Consider the following 16448-nt stretch of genomic DNA (forward strand, 5'->3'; position numbering starts at 1 on the left):
TTTCAGGCCCTCCTTGACTCCTGAAGACGCTGGGAAATTACTCGCGTCACACCATCGCGCATCGTCACCCCATACAGGGCATCCGCAATCTCCATCGTCCGCTTCTGATGAGTAATGATAATGAGCTGACTCGACTCGCGAAGCTCCGAGAAGATCGTCAACAAGCGCGAAAGGTTGACATCATCCAGGGCCGCCTCCACCTCATCCATGACATAGAAAGGCGAGGGGCGCGCCTTAAAGATCGCCACGAGGAATGCCACCGCCGCCAACGACCGTTCGCCACCTGAAAGCAACGACAGGCGCTTGACTTTCTTGCCAGCCGGGCGCGCCTCGATCTCTATGCCGGTCGTCAGCATGTCATCAGGGTCAGTGAGCACCAATTTGCCTTCACCGCCTGGGAAGAGGACCTCGAAGGTGTGGGCGAATTGCTCGGCAGTGTCCTCAAAGGCCGAAGTAAAAGCCGCCTCCACCAGCGCATCAACATCGTCGATAATCGTCAGCAGATCCGCCTTAGACTTCTTCAGGTCCTGCACCTGGGTGACCAAGAATTCGTGGCGGGAGGCGAGGGCGGCGTGTTCTTCCAACGCCAAAGGGTTCACGCGACCCAGGCGTTCAAGTTCACGCTGGGCTTGGGCAAGAGCCTGTTCCTGTTCTGATCGCACGTAGGGACGCGCCTGCACGGATTCCTCCGCGCCGTCATCACTCTGGGAAGTGCCCGCCGCTTTGCCCTGCCCGGCGTCTTCTGCACTGTTATCGTCAAGGAAATCAGCAGGAAGCTCCGTGGGAAGTTCAGGAACAAGATTGTGGGGCCCGTATTCCTGGATGAGCTGCTCTTCTTCCAGTTTGACCTCCGCTAGGGCCTTCTCACGCAGCTGTTCGTAGCGCAGGGTCATTTCCGCGCGGGCAACCTCGTCACGGTGAACAGCGCTGGTGACCTCACCAAGTTCTTGGGTGAGGGCATCGACGTTTCTGCGTGCCTGGGAGGTTGCCTCAAGATGTTCCAGGCGAGCTGCCTCAGCGGCCTGGCGTTCAGCGTCAACCCTGTCAAGGACGCGTCTTGCTGCTTCGAGGGCGTGTTCGCATTGGACGACGACGGCGCTGGCAATGGCGTAGCGCTGTTTGCGGCCTTCCTCAGCGCGCAGGTAGCGCTGACGTTCCTCACGCTCACGCGCAGCATTTTGGCGCAGGGTGCGGGCGCGAGCTTGGGCTTGGCGGGCGCGTTCTTCCAGTGCCCGAAGCTCCAGGCGTGCTGCCGTTTCGGCTTCGCGGGCCTCGCGGGCATTGCTGGCCGCCTGATCGGCGGTTTTCTGCGTGGCCTCAAGGTTTTCTTCGGGAGCTTCCCCGCTGTTTTCCTCGAGCCGGGCTTCGACTTGAGCCAGATGTTCGCTAGCCCAAGCGGTCTGCTCCTGAGCGCGTTGGGCGACGCTTCGGGTGCGTTCTGCTTCAGCGACAGCGGCCTGAGCTGCTGAACTCAGGCGAGCGTGCTCCTGGGCGATGCGGGCATGTTCGGCGTCTTGTTCACGTAGGGCTTTGAGGGCTTCATTGGCGGATTTGATGGCAAGGTCAAGGGCGGCGGTCGCTTCGGCGAGTTGGTCGCGTGCCTGCTCTTCGCGTTCTTCGGCGTTGCGGGCTGCGGCGATAGCCCTCTCATATTGGGCGTGCAGGGTGAGCACGGATGAGTGGGCGTGCCCGGCGCTGATGAGCGCGGCGGGGCTGAGTAGATCGCCCTCGCGGGTGGCGACGAGGCGCACGCCGGGGAGCGTCAGGGCATCGGTGGCTGCCTCAAGGGTGTCGGCGAGGACGCAGCCGTGCAGCACAACCCGCGCGGTGCGTTCCAGTTCGGGGGCGATGGTGACACTGTCGAGGGCCCAGCGGGTGCCGACGGGCAGGACGTTCCCCTCGGGCGTGTTCCTCTCAGCGAGGTGGAGATCGGCGCTGGAGTCCGCTAGGAGCATACGAATCCGCCCAGCGTTCGTCGCTCGCGCCTCACGCACCAGGTCAACTGCCGCCCCCACTGAATCAACGACTGCCGCGTCAGCAAAAGGCGTGAGCAGGGCTGCCAGCGCGTCCTCCCAGCCCTCCTCGGCGTGAAGAAGTTCGGGAACCGTAGAGAGGAAACCGGGTTTGTCGGCCAGGGTACCGGTTGCGTCATCGGGTGTGAGATGTTCGGCGAGGGTGTCGCGGCGTGCCTCCCAGCGGGCACGTTCTGCTTGCGCTTCACTCTCGGCCCGGAGGAGTTCATCAAGGGTGGCGCGGGCGGCGTCGCGGGCGGCCACCGCCTGGGTGTGGGCAATTGCGGCGGGGTTTTCCTCTGCGCGCTCAGGCAGTGCACTCTCCCCCACTGCCTGCTTGTAGGCGCGGGCGGCTTCTTCGGCGCGGGTGTCAGCTGCGATAACTGCTTGGGCGGCGCGCTGTTCTTCATTGCGGGCGGCCTCGAGGCGGGACCGGGCCGAGCCGACATCGCCGCTGAGGCGTGCGGTCTTTTCACGATAATCCGCGAGCAGGCGGTTCACGCGGGCAAGTTCTTTACTCGCCTGTGTGTCCTCTTCCTCTGCCTGACGTTTCACCTCAATGAGTTCATTGAGCCGACGGTGAGCTTCCTCTACTTCTTTGAGGAGTTCCGCGTCCTCGGCGGTGGCTTCCTGAGCACGGCGTTCCAGCTCATCAGGGTCTTCTCCCGTGGGAGGCAAGGAAGGCTGGGCGTAACTTGCGGCACGGTCCTGCGCTGTCATGAGGGTTGCGCGGAGCCGTTCGGTAATGGCCGTGGTTTCTCGCCATGCCTGCGCTGCTGCTTCAACGCGAGGAGAGTCCGCTGTGTGTTCGCTTTCCAGCGTGGCAATGTGGGTGCGAAGGTGGGCGATCTGTTCTTCGAGGGCGGCCTTGCGCCTGGTGAGGGCCTCGTCATTGTCGCTCTGTGCGGCCAGGCGTTCCTTGGCGCGCACGAGGTCATCTGCGAGGAGCCGCGCCTGGGCGTCGCGGACACGTGCTTGAATGAGGCCTGCTTTTCGTGCGGCCTTCGCTTGGCGGGCGAGGGGTTTGAGTTGGCGGTGGAGCTCGTTGGTCAGGTCGAGGACGCGCACGAGGTTGGCGTCCATGTCTGAGAGTTTCTTCAGGGCCCGTTCTTTGCGCCTGCGATGTTTGAGCACGCCAGCTGCTTCTTCGATGAATCCACGGCGTTCTTCTGGTGTGGACGAGAGGATGGCGTCAAGCTGGCCTTGGCCGACGATGACGTGCATTTGGCGGCCCATACCCGTGTCAGATAGGAGTTCTTGAACGTCCAGAAGGCGGGCGGGCGCGCCATTAATGGAGTATTCGGAGCCTCCTCCGCGGAAGAGGGTGCGGCTGATCGTCACCTCGGAATAGTCAATTGGCAGGGCGCCATCAGTGTTATCAATGGTCAGATCCACTTGAGCGCGCCCAAGGGCTGCGCGGCCGGTGGTGCCAGCAAAGATGACGTCGGCCATTTGCCCGCCGCGTAGGTTCTTCGCTCCTTGCTCTCCCATGACCCACGCGAGGGCGTCAACAACGTTGGACTTGCCTGAACCATTTGGGCCGACGACACAGGTGATCCCTGGCTCAAGGCTGAGCGTGGTTGCGCTCGCGAAAGACTTGAAGCCTCGGAGAGTCAGGGTTTTCAGGTGCACGCTTTAAGAATATACGGGCCGCAGGCGCTTTCGTAGCGCCTGCGGCCCGTCGGAGCTGTTGTGACCTATCGATTCAGGGGAGAACCCGCTGATTCAGGTCGTTGTTCCTCAGTCGTGGAAGACCAGTTCAGGGAACCAGAGTGCGATCTCGCGGTCGGCGGAGGTGGGCGAGTCGGAACCGTGGACGATGTTCTGAACTGCCGGGGTATCCCAGTCGCGGCCGAGGTCACCGCGGATGGTGCCGGGGGCTGCGAGGGTGGGGTTGGTGGCACCCATCATGGTGCGCACGCCTTCAATGACGCGGTCTCCTTCGACGACAACGGCGACGAGGGGCGCGGCAGACATGACGGCCACAAGATCCTTGAAGAAGTGCTTGCCCTGGTGCTCAACGTAATGCTCAGCGAGGAGTTCGGGGGAGGCCTTCTTAATCTTCAGGCCAACCAGCTTGTAGCCTTTCGCTTCGATGCGGCGCAGGACCTCGCCTGTGAGGCCGCGGGTGTAGCCGTCAGGCTTAATGAGGACGAGGGTGTGTTGCTTGTTAGGGTTGAGCAGTTCGGGACTGGGCATAGGTAATCCTTCGTTGGCATCACCATCCGCTGTTGCGGATTTGACTCATACATGCGATCTCAATAATAGGCCCTAAGGCCTAGATTTCACCACATTAGGCGTTGAGGCAGCCAGATCTCCCACCCGTTCACCCTATGAACAGGACGAAGATATCTGGCTGCCTCGACACTCCTGTGCCCTCACGGGCATCAGGCTGTGGGCTGAGGGTCCTCCAGGGTGGCAATCACCGCTGCAAGAGCTTCCACAGCATCGGGCCCTTCAGCAATCACCGTCACATCCTGACCCTGAGTAACCCCCAGGGACATGAGGTCAAGGACAGAAATCGCATCAGCCCCGTCCACCGTCACCTCGGACTCGAAACGGGACGCGATTCGAGCCAAGACCGCAGCCGGACGGGCGTGGAGACCAACCGGGTCAGCGACCGTGGCTGTCCCCTTCACACGAATCGCCTTTTCAGGCAGAGCTTCTTCTACGGTACTTGGAGCTCCCGAGCTGGATTCAGCGTGGATGAGGGCGTAGCGGCATCCGGCCTCAATCGCCGCTTGTGCAACACTATCGAGCCCCTCACCAAGTTGCGCCTTCACTGCGGCAGCAACAGCACCCTCAACCAGCGGGGCATCCACGAAACGCACCCGTTCAGGCTCGTCAGCGAACTCCAGCACCGATTCGATCGTCATTGTCGCCGACCCCAAATCGCTGAGCATCAGGACCCCAGGGGATACCTCCAGTGCTCGTTTCAGGGCGGCCTCGACCTTGTCATACGAGGTGCCCAGGCCCGCCTGGGTTTCTCCGGCGACAACATCCAAACCCCCAGCTGCCTCAAAGTGCACCTCCGGCGCCATTTGAGCGGCGAGTTCGCAGATCCCTTGAGCCAGGCCTTCGGAATGGGAGACGATGACAAAAGCAACTTCTGGCATTAACGCTCCTCTCCCATGACGTCAAGGCCAGCCTTGAGAATCAACGCTGAGGACAGTGCGCCAGGGTCAATATGACCAATGGAACGCTCCCCCAGGTAGGAGGCGCGACCTTTCGTTGCCTGCATCGGTTCGGTAGCGAGGGCACCCTCGTAGGCGGCGGCGACAGCGGCCTCGTAGACGGCAGCGGCATCCGCCCCAGCGTCGCAGGCCGCCTGGGCGGCATCCAGGGCCGGCCCCCAGGCGTCGACCATGGTCTTTTCGCCTCGGTCAGCCTTGCCGCGAGCCTGAATTCCCTCCAGCGCCCCGGCAATGAGGGCGACGACCTCAGTGCTGCTGAGTTCTGCCGATGGGGCAGCTTTTGCAGCGCGTAGGAAGGCCGTGCCATAGAGGGGGCCAGCGGCACCGCCGACGGTCGACATGAGGGTCTTTGCGACACTCTTGAGGACGTCGGCGACGGTGGCACACTCTTGACCTGCAAGGGCATCAACAACAGCGGCGAAGCCTCGGTCCATATTCTCACCGTGGTCACCGTCACCGATCTGGCGATCCAGATCAATGAGCAGTTCGCGGTTGTCAGCAATGACCTGGCGCGCCGATTTCATCCACGCCAGTGCCCATGCAACATCACAAGTCATTGTGTTCTCTCACTTCCATGCAGGTGTGCACGCTGGGGCGTCGAAGAGTTCCAGCAGTGCGTCGTCGACTCGAAGCAGAGTCACGGAAACGCCAGGCATTTCCAAGCTGGTGACATAGTTGCCCACCATGCTTCGAGCAATGTCAACACCGTCAGCTTCAAGGAGCTGAGCTAGACGGCGGTGGCAGATGTAGAGCTCAACAGAGGGGGTGCCTCCCATACCGTTGACCAGGGTGATCACGCGCTCGCCGGCAGCCAGGTCAAGATCATCACGAACCTTGAGGTAGAGCTCCTCAACGAGGGCGTCTGCCGTTTCCATAGCGCCGCGTCGGTAACCGGGTTCGCCGTGAATACCAATGCCCAGCTCAATCTCATTGTCTCCCAGATCGAAGGAGGGCTTTCCGGCGTGAGGGACGGTGCAGGGGCCAAGGGCCAGACCCATGGAACGCATCTGCTCATTGACCTTGGTGGCGATAGCAGTGACGGTGGCCAGGTCGTCGCCTCGTTCTGCCGCTGCGCCAGCAATCTTTTCAACGAGGACGGTGCCGGCCACGCCGCGTCGGCCTGCGGTGTAGAGGGAGTCTTCCACAGCAACGTCATCGTTGATGAGGACTGTCGTGACCTCAATGTCTTCCATTTCGGCCATCTCAGCGGCTGTCTCGAAGTTGAGCACGTCACCTGTGTAGTTCTTGACGATGTGCACAACGCCCGCGCCGTGGTCGGCAGCCTTGGTGGCTTCAAGGATCGGATCGGGGGTAGGTGAGGTGAAAACGGCTCCGGGCACTGCCGCGTCGAGCATGCCTTCACCGACGTAGCCAGCGTGGAGGGGCTCGTGGCCTGAACCGCCGCCGGAGATGATGCCGACCTTGCCGTGCGCCTTGGGGGTGCGGCGGGTGACGTAGTCGGGGTCGAAATGGACTTCGATCAGGTCAGAGTGAGCGAGGGCAAAGCCTTCGAGGGATTCACGGACAACGGAATGGACGTCATTGACCAGCTTTTTCATGGTGCCTCCTTGCATCATGGGAGTTGAAGTGATCCGGAGTGGAATCTATCCCCGCTTCAATGGTGCCATTGCTCCCCCATGTTTGCGAGAGTTTTTGTCACATTGGGGTCGGGCGTAGGAGTTCTCGAGCCATGCCGGCAAGGACTACTGATCCGAAGATGATGACGCCGGTGGAGGTTGCAGGGTCAGGTGTCGCCTCCGCGTCGTGAACGGCTGCTTCGATGGCCTGAGGGAGGGTGTCGGCAACCGTCACCCGATCCTCACCAAAGACATCGTGGGCAAGCTCTTGTAGCTGGTCAAGGGGCATTGCGCGCTCGCCGTCCATCTCGGTGATGACGAGGTGTTCAATGCGGGGTTCGACCTCGGCGAGGATGGACTCAACGTCCTTGTCGCCCATGGCTGAAAAGACGCCGACAAGGCGGGTGAAGTCGAAGCTGGCTTCGACAGCGTCAGCGAGGACCCGCGCGCCTGCGGGATTATGTGCAGCATCAACAATGATTGTTGGAGAGGTGCGCACGACCTCCAGGCGCCCCGGCGACGAGGCAGACATCAAGCCACGCTCCACAATCTGCCCATCCACAGCGCGCCCACCAATGAAGGCTTCTGCGGCGACGAGGGCAGCAGCAGCGTTGTGTGCCTGGTGTTCACCGTGCAGGGGGATGAACAGATCCTCATACACAGCCGCTGGGGTTCGCACGGTGATCATCTGACCACCGACCGCTAATTGCGTGGAGAGAACCTCCCAATCGCGGCCCTCAACACGCACGGTGGCGTCGCATTCGCGGGCGCGCTCAACAAGAATGTCGAGGACCTCGGCCGTGGGTTGCTTGGCAATGACGACCGTCTGACGCGGCTTAATAATGCCGGCCTTTTCCCGAGCGATATCCTCCAGCGTGGAGCCCAGCCACTTCGTATGGTCCATACCAATGGGGGTAATAATGGCAACGTCACCGTTGAGCACATTGGTGGCGTCCCACTGGCCACCCAGACCCACCTCGACGACAGCGGCATCGACGGGGTAGTCAGCAAAGGCTGCCAGAGCCATCACGGTGAATACCTCGAAGAAGGACAGGACGGGGCCGCCCTCGCTGGTTGAGCGTTCATCGACCATCTGCACGTAGGGGGCGATGTCTTCCCACGCGGCGATGAATCCCGCGCGGGAGATGGGCTCACCTTCGAGGCTGATGCGTTCACGCACGTCGCTCAGGTGGGGCGAGGTGAAACGGCCAACCCTCATGCCCATCGCGGTCAGCAGCGCGTCAGTCATGCGAGCGGTTGAGGTCTTGCCGTTGGTGCCGGTGATATGCACGCTGGGGTAGGTGTTCTGCGGGTCGCCCAGAATGTCGAGGACGGCCCGCACACGCTCCAAGGAGGGCTGAATCTTGTGTTCGGGGGCGCGGGCGATGATGCTCTGGTAGATCGCTTCGACGGCGTTCCGTTCGCGCACATCGTGTTCTGCGGCATCGAGGGCCTCTTCGTGGGAGCCAGCCGAGGATGTGGGCTCGCCCGCAGTGTCCTCTTCCTCCCAGTAGTCGTCGTCCTCGTCGAGGCCGAGCTCAGCGAGAACCGCAGGGTCAGGGCCCAGCAGTAAGGAGTTCTCAATGAGTGCGCGCAGGGCGGCTGCGCGTTCCTCTTCTGCGGCTTCTTCCTCATCGGCGAGGGCGACCTCGGTGGTGAGGGTGTCAGCGTCAACCTCGTCGGCAGCTTCAAGGTAGGGCAGGAGGTCAGCGGGGATACCGCGCGGTTCTTCAGTGTCTTCACCGAAGAATGCTGCATGATCGTTGCCCACGACAGTGACCTCCATAGGTAAAACGGGGAGCATCTCAGCGGGCCATTCAAGCAGTGCCCGCGAGCGCTTGGGGTGGTGTGGGCGTGCGCCCACGGCTCTTAAGTATAGGAAGGGGTGGGCGCCCGTGCCCTCGCGCGCCTGGTGTGTTCGCTTGTGGACGATTCTGCACGCACGCGGCGTGGGAATGATCGAGGCGCGTCATGCAATGGGGGCGCTCCCCTACTGGGAGCGCCCCCATTGTTAGATTCAGGGAATCAATCAGGCCTTTTCGCAGGTGATCTGGATCTTGCCCTCACCGGCGTTGACCGCCACAGACACAGCCAGAGTCTCATGGGCGATCATGTCACGCCACGCCTCCACGTCGGCGACGCGCTCGGCGGGGACGGTGAGGCTGAGGTTGATGCGGTCGGCGATGTGCAGGCCCGCGTTCTTACGCTCATCCTGGATGGCGCGAATGAGGTCACGCGCGTAACCTTCAGCGACCAGTTCATCGGTCAGCTCGGTGTCAAGCACGACGAAGGTACCGTTACCCAAGACCGTCGCAACCTGACCTTCAGCGGCATTGACCGAGGTGGTCACGGAGAATTGCTCACCCTCTAGGCGCACCGGGGCACCCTCGACCTCAACGCCGGGGAAGACGACGGCGGCGCCCTCGTCAACGAGCTCCCACGCGCCCGCCTTCTGGGCGGCAAAGAGGCCGGAGGTGACCTTACGAATCTCAGGGGAGAACGCACGCGGGTTGAGGTTGAGGACCGTGTTGACCTCCAGGCCGCACTCAGCCGGGACCTGCACGATAACGTCCTTAACGTTCACCTCAGAGCCCACCAGCTCAGCAAAGGGTGCCAGTCCGGCCGCCTGCTCCGACACCACGCGCATGGAGGCCAGCGGCTGGCGCACGCGCAGGGAGTTCGTCTTACGCAGGGCGTGAGCGGCAGAGACCACGTCACGCACCTCGTCCATGGCGGCCACCAGTTCGGCATCCACCACGGCCAGGTCAACGGTAGGCCAATCAACCAGGTGCACGGACTCGCCACCGGTCAGGCCACGCCAGATTTCCTCAGTGAGCAGGGGCAGCAGGGGTGCAGCGACCTCACTGAGGGTCACCAGCGCGGTGTAGAGAGTGTTGAAGGCAGCGGCGTCCTCATCCCAGAAACGCTGGCGCTGAGTGCGCACATACCAGTTGGTCAGCACATCCAGGTAGGCGCGGATGCGTTCGGACGCGGAGACAATGTCGTAAGCGTCCAGATCCTCACGGACCTGCTCAGCCAGGGTGGCGGTGTGGGCCAGCAGGTAGCGGTCCATGACACCCAACTGCGCCACGGCGGCCGGATCGTTCAGGGGCACGCGAGTGGCCTCGAAGCCCTCGCCCTTATTGGCAGCGCCCGCGTAAAGGGTGAAGAAGTAGTAGGTGTTCCACAGGGGCAGCAGAGTCTGACGCACCGTGTCCCGGATGCCTTCTTCAGCGACCACGAGGTTACCGCCGCGCACCACCGGGGAACTCATAAGGAACCAGCGCATGGCGTCCGAGCCATGCGAGGCGAACACCTTCGACACGTCGGGGTAGTTGCGTAGCGACTTAGACATCTTGCGCCCGTCATCGCCCAGCACGATGCCGTGAGAGACACAGTTGGTGAAGGCGGGACGGTCAAAGAGGGCTGTGGCCAGGACGTGCAGGGTGTAGAACCAGCCGCGGGTCTGACCAATGTATTCGACGATGAAGTCACCCGGGTAGTGGTTCTCGAACCAGTCGCGGTTCTCGAAGGGGTAGTGCACCTGAGCGAAAGGCATGGAGCCCGACTCGAACCAGCAGTCCAGGACGTCGGGAATACGACGCATCATCGACTCGCCGGTGGGGTCGTCGGGGTTGGGACGCACGAGCGTGTCGATGAAGGGGCGGTGCAGGTCGGTGACGGGCACGCCGAAGTCAGCTTCCAGCTCAGCAATGGAGCCGTAGACGTCGATGCGCGGGTAGTCGGGGTTATCCGAGACCCACACGGGGATGGGTGCGCCCCAGAAGCGGTTTCGGGAGATCGACCAGTCGCGGGCGTTGGCCAGCCAGTTGCCGAAGATGCCGTCCTTGGTGTGGGCGGGCACCCAGGTGATCTGCTGGTTGAGTTCGACCATGCGATCGCGGAATTCCGAGACCTTCACGAACCAGGAGGACACGGCCTTGTAGATAAGGGGCTGACGGCAGCGCCAGCAGTGCGGGTAGGAGTGGGCGTAGGAGGCCTGGCGCACGAGGACAGCGCGCACAGCCTCGTCACGGCGGGCCATGGGGCCCGTGCCGTCACGCAGGTCAGCGACAATGTAGCGGTTGGATTCAAAGACCTGCATGCCCGCGTAGTCATGCACCTCAGAGGTGAAGCAGCCGCCCTCGTCGACGGGGACGACGGTGCGGATGCCGGCGGCCAGACAGGCGATCATGTCATCTTCACCAAAGGCGGAGGCCATGTGGACCAGGCCGGTGCCGTCCTCGGTGGTGACGAAGTCAGCGGGAATGATCGTCCAGGCGTTGGGGCCGGGGGCGCCCTTGTCGGAGCGGGCTTCCTCGTTGTCGAAGTAGTCAAAGATCGGCGTGTAGCGGCGGCCCACCAGGTCAGCGCCGAGGGTTTCAGCGACGACGGTGGGTTCTTCGCCGAGTTCCTTGGCGTATGCGGCCAGCAGGTCCTTGGCGAGGATGACCTTTTCACCGGCCAGGTCGCCCTCGGTGGGCTCAACGGTCACGTAGGTGACGTCGGGGCCAACGGCGACAGCCAGGTTAGAGGGCAGGGTCCAGGGGGTGGTGGTCCAGATGAGGGCCAGTTCCCCGGTTTCCAGGCGCACGCCGACGGTGACGGTCTGGTCGGTGCGGGTCTGGTAGACCTCGTCGTCCATCTTGAGTTCGTGGTTGGACAGGGGCGTGCGGTCGTTCCAGCAGTAGGGCAGAACGCGGTGTCCCTCGTAAGCCAAGCCCTTGTCGTAGAGGGTCTTGAAGGCCCACAGGACCGACTCCATGTAGCTCAGGTCCAGGGTCTTGTAGTCGTTGTCGAAGTCAACCCAGCGCGCCTGGCAGGTGACGTAGTCTTCCCATTCCTTGGTGTAGCGAAGCACGGAGGAGCGGCACTCGTCGTTGAAGCGCTCAATGCCGATACCGCCGTCGCGGGTGACTTCGGAGATGTCGTCGATGCCGAGCAGACGCTGAGCTTCGAGTTCTGCAGGCAGGCCGTGGGTGTCCCAGCCGAAGCGGCGCTCCACGCGGTGTCCGCGCATGGTCTGGTAGCGGCCGACGACGTCCTTGACGTAGCCGGTGAGCAGGTGCCCGTAGTGGGGCAGACCGTTGGCGAAGGGAGGGCCGTCGTAGAAAACGAATTCGTTGTTGCCATTGTCGCCTGCGGGGCGCATGTCGACGGACTTTTGGAAAGTCCCGTTTTCGCGCCAGTATGCGAGGGTTTCGCCTTCGAGTGCGGGGAAGGAGACGGATGCTTCAACCTCGGTGGCGCGGTGGCGGGGGTAGAACCCGTGCTTAGTCATGGTGTCCTCTGCGTCGTTCATTGTCCACAGGGACGAGGTTCAGCGTGTGCTGACTCCCGCGGTACCACCCCGCTTGCGTCCACTCCCCCACTGTCGACCCATTGTTCGTCCGCCGTTTGCAGGCGTTTGACGAGGTCGACGCGGGGTGAGCGTTCGCCGCTCATTGCAGCTGTGTCGGGCTTACCCGTCCGGTTCTAATGGGAGGCTGCCACGTGGCGTTCTCTGTTCTTCCGGATGCTCCCCAGTGATACCCCCGTTGTGGGGCTGGTTCAACGCACTGCTCATGCTAACTCATTGGGCATGATAGAGGCGAAGCTGCCCAGTGTTGTTCTGCACACGTGTACGGGACGCGCGGCTGATATGAGTGTGCGGCTGCGAGGCACAAGCACGCAGCCGCACACCTTTTCTCTGTCACGCAGCGGCGATGCCGACGAGGGTGAGCCGAGTATCAGGTTCGTGGCGCCTCAGGCAAGGACGCATCCGTTTCTTCTGTGGGAGGTGGGAAGTCTCCGGGTTGAACAGAGCGTTCACAAGAGGCTTGAGCGTTGAGTCCACCAGAGGTATTCCCCTCCAACTGCGCTTTCTGTGCGAGCTTCGCGCGGCGGCGACGCCCTCGCCAAATAAGCAAAGGCACAAGGATGATGGCCAGAAGAATCGCCCAGGGGAGCAGCCAGATGATTGCCACCACGATCGTGGTGACGCCTGAGACGAATCCCTGCCAGGATTGCTCCCACACCGATCCTGACTCACCCTTAAACGACAACGGGCTGGTGATGCTCACGTCCAAGGTCGACATCTCCACCTGATCGCCATACCAGGAGCGCTGGGCTTTCATACTGTCCAGTTCGGCTTGGCGGCTGGTCATCTGGGATTCTGCCTCCAGAAGGTCAGCCGTCGTGTCGGCCTTTGCCATGAGGTCACGCAGGCGGGCAATTGATGCCTCCAAAGCCTGGATGCGCGCGTCGAGGTCAGCGATTTGCGCACCGACGTCCTCGGTCGAGGTGGAGATTTCCTCCACTGTGCCGTAGGTAGACATGGTGGCGACGAAGGCGTCAAATTTCTTGGCGGGAATGCGCAAGGTGGCCCACACGAAAGGACCAGAATCCAACGGGTTAATGCTCGAATCCTTCACACTCCCACCAAGGGCTGCCACGTCAGAGGCCATGGTGGTGAAGGTTTCTTCAGGGTTGTCCGCAACCAGTCGCGCGGTACCCCTCTTAATAATCGACTGGTCCAAGGCGTGTGTTGCCGCTGGGAGCGGCCCTCCTGCGGCTGTGTCCGCTGCCATGGGAGCTGCTCCGACCTCACCTGCGTCCTTAAAGTCAGGGGATTGAGACTCCATCATTCGACCGATGGCAGGCTCAGCGGCACTATCGGCGGAGCTCATCGGAGAGTTTGCGCAACCAGTCAACGAAAGAGCAAGGGCAAGTAGTGCTACGCCTCCCGCAAGAGCGGATAGGCCTGATCGACGACGCTTCATTGCAGTGTGAGTAGCCATATGTCGAGCATGAAGCATGACCTAAGCTTTGGCAATCGCAATGAGTCTTCTTTACCGAAAAGCGATGGGCTCGCAACCTTTCCGCAGCCTACGCCCAGGCTGTTGGCATGATTCCTCTACCGGCCAGCGATGTCAGAGCTGTCGTGCAATCAGAGTGTTCGTCGCCTGAGCGCGCGGGCGAATAATCATCGAATCGATATTGACGTGGCGCGGACGCTCCAGCATCCACACGATCGCCTCGGCCACATCTTCGGCAACGAGGGGTTCGGCAACGCCCTCGTAAACCTTCGCAGCAGCCTCAGAGCTGCCCAGCCGGTTGAGCGCAAACTCTTCGGTTTTCACCATGCCGGGTGCAAGCTCCATGACGCGCACAGGCTCGCCGACAAGCTCTTGGCGCAGCGTATTAGCAATAATGCGCTCGGCATGTTTGGCGGCAACGTAGCCGCCGCCACCCGGGTAGGTGTCGTGCGCCGCTGTGGAGGTGAGAAAGACGAGGTCGCCGCCGCGCTCACGCATGGCGGGCAGGAAGGCGCGGGTGGCGTGCAGGGCGGTCATGACATTGCGGTCAAACATGGCCAGCCACTTGTCGGGATCGGCGTCAGCGATGCTTTCTGTCCCCAAAGCTCCACCCGCATTATTGACAAGGGCATCGACGGGCCCACTGTCCTGGAGGCGAGCAGCGAGGGCACGCACGCTGTCCTCGTCACGCAGGTCAATGGAGGCCCACTGACATCCGGTTTCTTCGGCCAGAGCCTGCAGGCGGTCGGCTCGTCGAGCGAGGGCCACAACCTGCCAGCCGTGAGCGCACAGGAGGCGGACGGTGGCCTCGCCGATGCCCGTCGAAGCTCCGGTGACAACCGCGCGTCGGGAAACAGGGGTATTCTCAGCCATTGCGGCCTCCTGACGAGGAAAGATCTATCGAGATCAGTATAGAGAGGCCCTCCAATTGGCACTCTACAACCCCTAGAATCAGAAATATCATCAAAACCCTGCGCGTTAGAAGTAATCATCGAAGGAGATGAGAGACCATGGCAAAAAAGAAGAGGGTCACTCTACCGAAGGCCTTCAACGAACTCATCGAAGCGGGTGATACCGAAGCCCTCATAGCCCTCTACACTCAGTGCGACCTGAACGCTACCTACGATGGGCGTTTCGGATTAAATACAGCCCTTCATCACCGGGATGTCCCCATTGAACTTATCTTCTGGCTCGCAGAGCAGGGCGCGGATATCAATGCCAGAAACTATTACGGGCAGACACCGTTACATGCGCAAGCGGCCTGCGGAGGAGAGGCAGTAAAAGCACTCGTAGATCTGGGAGGGGATCTCAACGCGACCGATAAGGACGGTGGTACGCCTCTCCATGCTGCCGCGCGATACTTTCGGGCGGATACTGTTCGCCTCCTAGTGGAAAAAGGGGCGAATATTACGGCGAGAAACGCTCGTGGGCAGAGCCCTCTTGCTGTGGCACTCTCTGCCTGTCGCAATATTGACATTCCGCAGGCGGCCGAGATTTCAGCAGAGTTACTGCAGGCGGGTGAGGCGGTAACACTGGACATGCTCGAGAACGTGAAGCGAATCGGTCAAGAGTTTGAGTTCCACCGGGAGAGATTTAGCAAGGAGCGTCTGGCTGAGGTGGATGCGGGGCTGGAAAGACTGTATAGCCTCTTCAATGTCACGCCAGTTGCGCAACGCCGCGTTCACGACGGGGCCTCCCCCATCGTTGTGGCGGAGGGTCCCTGGAGGGAGCAGTACGAGACACTATGGAATCTGCTGGTTCCTTCCAGCGGCCCAGCGACAACGATGCAGGGAGAGGCCATTCGCATAGCGGGGCGTGTGCACGATGAAATCCGCAGGAATGGCGGTGTGAATTGGGATCAGGACTATCGCCTGATGTTGAGCGCATTGGAGCAGCATTTCGCTTCTGGCACGCCGCTTGCTGACGATAAGCTGAAAGAAGCGCGGACACTTATTGCCACGCTTTCCGCTTCTGGTTCTAGCGGTCATGGCGCCACGGAGAGCTTGTGTGAGTTGAGTGTTCTGTGGGTGGCAGCAAACCCCATGCCGATTGTTTTAGAGGCTCCCGCTTATACGCGTTAACGCACTCTACATGGTCCTCCAACACAATTAATGTCAAGGACACTTGACAGTAAAGTGTCCTTGACATACTGTCTCCTTACTACCGATTGTTTGTCTGGAGGTCTGACCATGAACGACACGCAACTCACCTTCGGACGCATCAAGTTTGGCCGAGCACCTCGCCGCTCCGCTGTACTAGTTGCCATCCCCTGCGGCCTCATCATTGCCACTGTTTTTGCACTCTTAACCACCCACTTCCATGCTGACCCCAGTCAGTGGTGGTATAACGTGACCTTCTACTGGGGCCTATCTGTACCAGTCGCAACCTCAGCCGCCTGGCTTGCCCTAGTCGATCCGAGCACAATCCGCGGCGCAGTGCGCAATCCTGAAGACACCATCGAACGCATGTGGGCAAAGAATGCCACTTTCAACGCGTATCTGGTGACGATGGCTATTTTTTCCATCGCTTTAGCGGTGTGCACCGCCTTCGGCTATCAGGAGATTGCCAACGTCCTCAACGCTGTCGTGTCCACCCAAGTACTGGTCGTCCTGGCCGCCTACATGTATGAAACACGTAGGAAGTGACGGCATGAAAAATATCGTTGCCCAACTGCGCAAAGAACGCGGCCTATCTCAAGAAGAACTCGGAAAGCTCTTGGGAGTCTCACGCCAAACCATCATCTCCATCGAAAAAGAACGCTTCGACCCCTCACTGCCCCTGGCTTTTGCCATTGCTCAAACCTTCGAACAGCCTCTGGAGAGTATCTTCTTCCCCGACGAACTCTGATCGCGGATTGCGGGCCACACT

12 protein-coding genes are annotated in these 16448 nt (G+C 61.3%); 3 read left to right on the top strand and 9 right to left on the bottom strand.

Going from position 1 to position 16448, the window contains the following annotated elements:
• Window positions 1-2 precede the first annotated feature (2 nt).
• The 9 genes from smc to HWX48_RS06740 all read right to left on the bottom strand — a co-directional run bounded on the left by smc (window position 3) and on the right by HWX48_RS06740 (window position 14453).
• Window positions 3-3644: a chromosome segregation protein SMC gene (gene smc / locus HWX48_RS06700; protein ID WP_175955897.1), complete on the bottom strand. Its 3642-nt coding sequence runs from the start codon at window positions 3642-3644 to the stop codon at window positions 3-5.
• Window positions 3645-3752: 108 nt separating this feature from the next.
• Entirely contained in the window at window positions 3753-4211 is a 459-nt protein-coding gene (ndk, locus tag HWX48_RS06705) for a nucleoside-diphosphate kinase (RefSeq protein WP_175955899.1), read from the bottom strand.
• 188 nt (window positions 4212-4399) lie between these two features.
• The gene (dhaM, locus tag HWX48_RS06710; protein ID WP_175955902.1) at window positions 4400-5128 is read right to left on the bottom strand and encodes a dihydroxyacetone kinase phosphoryl donor subunit DhaM; all 729 of its coding nucleotides are present in this window, start codon (window positions 5126-5128) and stop codon (window positions 4400-4402) included.
• Window positions 5128-5763 (bottom strand): dihydroxyacetone kinase subunit DhaL, encoded by a 636-nt coding sequence (gene dhaL, locus HWX48_RS06715; RefSeq protein ID WP_175955904.1) that lies wholly within the window; start codon window positions 5761-5763, stop codon window positions 5128-5130. The genes dhaM and dhaL overlap by 1 nt, the downstream gene beginning before the upstream one ends.
• A 9-nt stretch (window positions 5764-5772) precedes the next feature.
• Window positions 5773-6765 (bottom strand): dihydroxyacetone kinase subunit DhaK, encoded by a 993-nt coding sequence (dhaK, locus tag HWX48_RS06720; protein WP_175955905.1) that lies wholly within the window; start codon window positions 6763-6765, stop codon window positions 5773-5775.
• 97 nt (window positions 6766-6862) lie between these two features.
• Window positions 6863-8569 carry a folylpolyglutamate synthase/dihydrofolate synthase family protein gene (locus tag HWX48_RS06725; RefSeq protein WP_175956251.1) on the bottom strand — a complete coding sequence of 569 codons (1707 nt, stop codon included), beginning with the start codon at window positions 8567-8569 and terminating at the stop codon, window positions 6863-6865.
• 243 nt (window positions 8570-8812) lie between these two features.
• The gene (gene ileS, locus HWX48_RS06730) at window positions 8813-12064 is read right to left on the bottom strand and encodes an isoleucine--tRNA ligase (protein WP_175955907.1); all 3252 of its coding nucleotides are present in this window, start codon (window positions 12062-12064) and stop codon (window positions 8813-8815) included.
• A 448-nt stretch (window positions 12065-12512) separates the two neighbouring features.
• Complete coding sequence (locus HWX48_RS06735) at window positions 12513-13562, bottom strand: DUF4349 domain-containing protein (protein WP_175955910.1); 1050 nt, start codon at window positions 13560-13562, stop codon at window positions 12513-12515.
• A 132-nt stretch (window positions 13563-13694) separates the two neighbouring features.
• A complete protein-coding gene (locus tag HWX48_RS06740; protein ID WP_175955912.1) occupies window positions 13695-14453 on the bottom strand; it encodes an SDR family oxidoreductase in 759 nt (252 codons plus the stop codon).
• 137 nt (window positions 14454-14590) lie between these two features.
• On the opposite strand from HWX48_RS06740, the gene HWX48_RS06745 reads away from it, so the two are divergent.
• The 3 genes from HWX48_RS06745 to HWX48_RS06755 all read left to right on the top strand — a co-directional run bounded on the left by HWX48_RS06745 (window position 14591) and on the right by HWX48_RS06755 (window position 16427).
• A complete protein-coding gene (locus tag HWX48_RS06745; RefSeq protein WP_175955914.1) occupies window positions 14591-15661 on the top strand; it encodes an ankyrin repeat domain-containing protein in 1071 nt (356 codons plus the stop codon).
• Window positions 15662-15769: 108 nt separating this feature from the next.
• On the top strand, window positions 15770-16225 hold the full coding sequence (locus HWX48_RS06750) for a hypothetical protein (RefSeq protein WP_175955916.1): 456 nt from the start codon (window positions 15770-15772) through the stop codon (window positions 16223-16225).
• Window positions 16226-16229: 4 nt separating this feature from the next.
• Window positions 16230-16427: a helix-turn-helix transcriptional regulator gene (locus HWX48_RS06755; RefSeq protein ID WP_175955918.1), complete on the top strand. Its 198-nt coding sequence runs from the start codon at window positions 16230-16232 to the stop codon at window positions 16425-16427.
• The last annotated feature ends 21 nt before the right edge of the window (window positions 16428-16448 follow it).

Source organism: Schaalia sp. Marseille-Q2122 (assembly GCF_903645355.1).
Taxonomy (GTDB): domain Bacteria; phylum Actinomycetota; class Actinomycetes; order Actinomycetales; family Actinomycetaceae; genus Pauljensenia.

Bases quoted from the DNA above. Each gene is read 5' to 3' on its own strand.
- ndk (WP_175955899.1), bottom strand. From the start codon at position 4,211: ATGCCCAGTCCCGAACTGCTCAACCCTAACAAGCAACACACCCTCGTC.
- dhaM (WP_175955902.1), bottom strand. From the start codon at position 5,128: ATGCCAGAAGTTGCTTTTGTCATCGTCTCCCATTCCGAAGGCCTGGCT.
- dhaL (WP_175955904.1), bottom strand. From the start codon at position 5,763: ATGACTTGTGATGTTGCATGGGCACTGGCGTGGATGAAATCGGCGCGC.
- dhaK (WP_175955905.1), bottom strand. From the start codon at position 6,765: ATGAAAAAGCTGGTCAATGACGTCCATTCCGTTGTCCGTGAATCCCTC.
- HWX48_RS06725 (WP_175956251.1), bottom strand. From the start codon at position 8,569: ATGGAGGTCACTGTCGTGGGCAACGATCATGCAGCATTCTTCGGTGAA.
- ileS (WP_175955907.1), bottom strand. From the start codon at position 12,064: ATGACTAAGCACGGGTTCTACCCCCGCCACCGCGCCACCGAGGTTGAA.
- HWX48_RS06735 (WP_175955910.1), bottom strand. From the start codon at position 13,562: ATGGCTACTCACACTGCAATGAAGCGTCGTCGATCAGGCCTATCCGCT.
- HWX48_RS06740 (WP_175955912.1), bottom strand. From the start codon at position 14,453: ATGGCTGAGAATACCCCTGTTTCCCGACGCGCGGTTGTCACCGGAGCT.
- HWX48_RS06745 (WP_175955914.1), top strand. From the start codon at position 14,591: ATGGCAAAAAAGAAGAGGGTCACTCTACCGAAGGCCTTCAACGAACTC.
- HWX48_RS06750 (WP_175955916.1), top strand. From the start codon at position 15,770: ATGAACGACACGCAACTCACCTTCGGACGCATCAAGTTTGGCCGAGCA.
- HWX48_RS06755 (WP_175955918.1), top strand. From the start codon at position 16,230: ATGAAAAATATCGTTGCCCAACTGCGCAAAGAACGCGGCCTATCTCAA.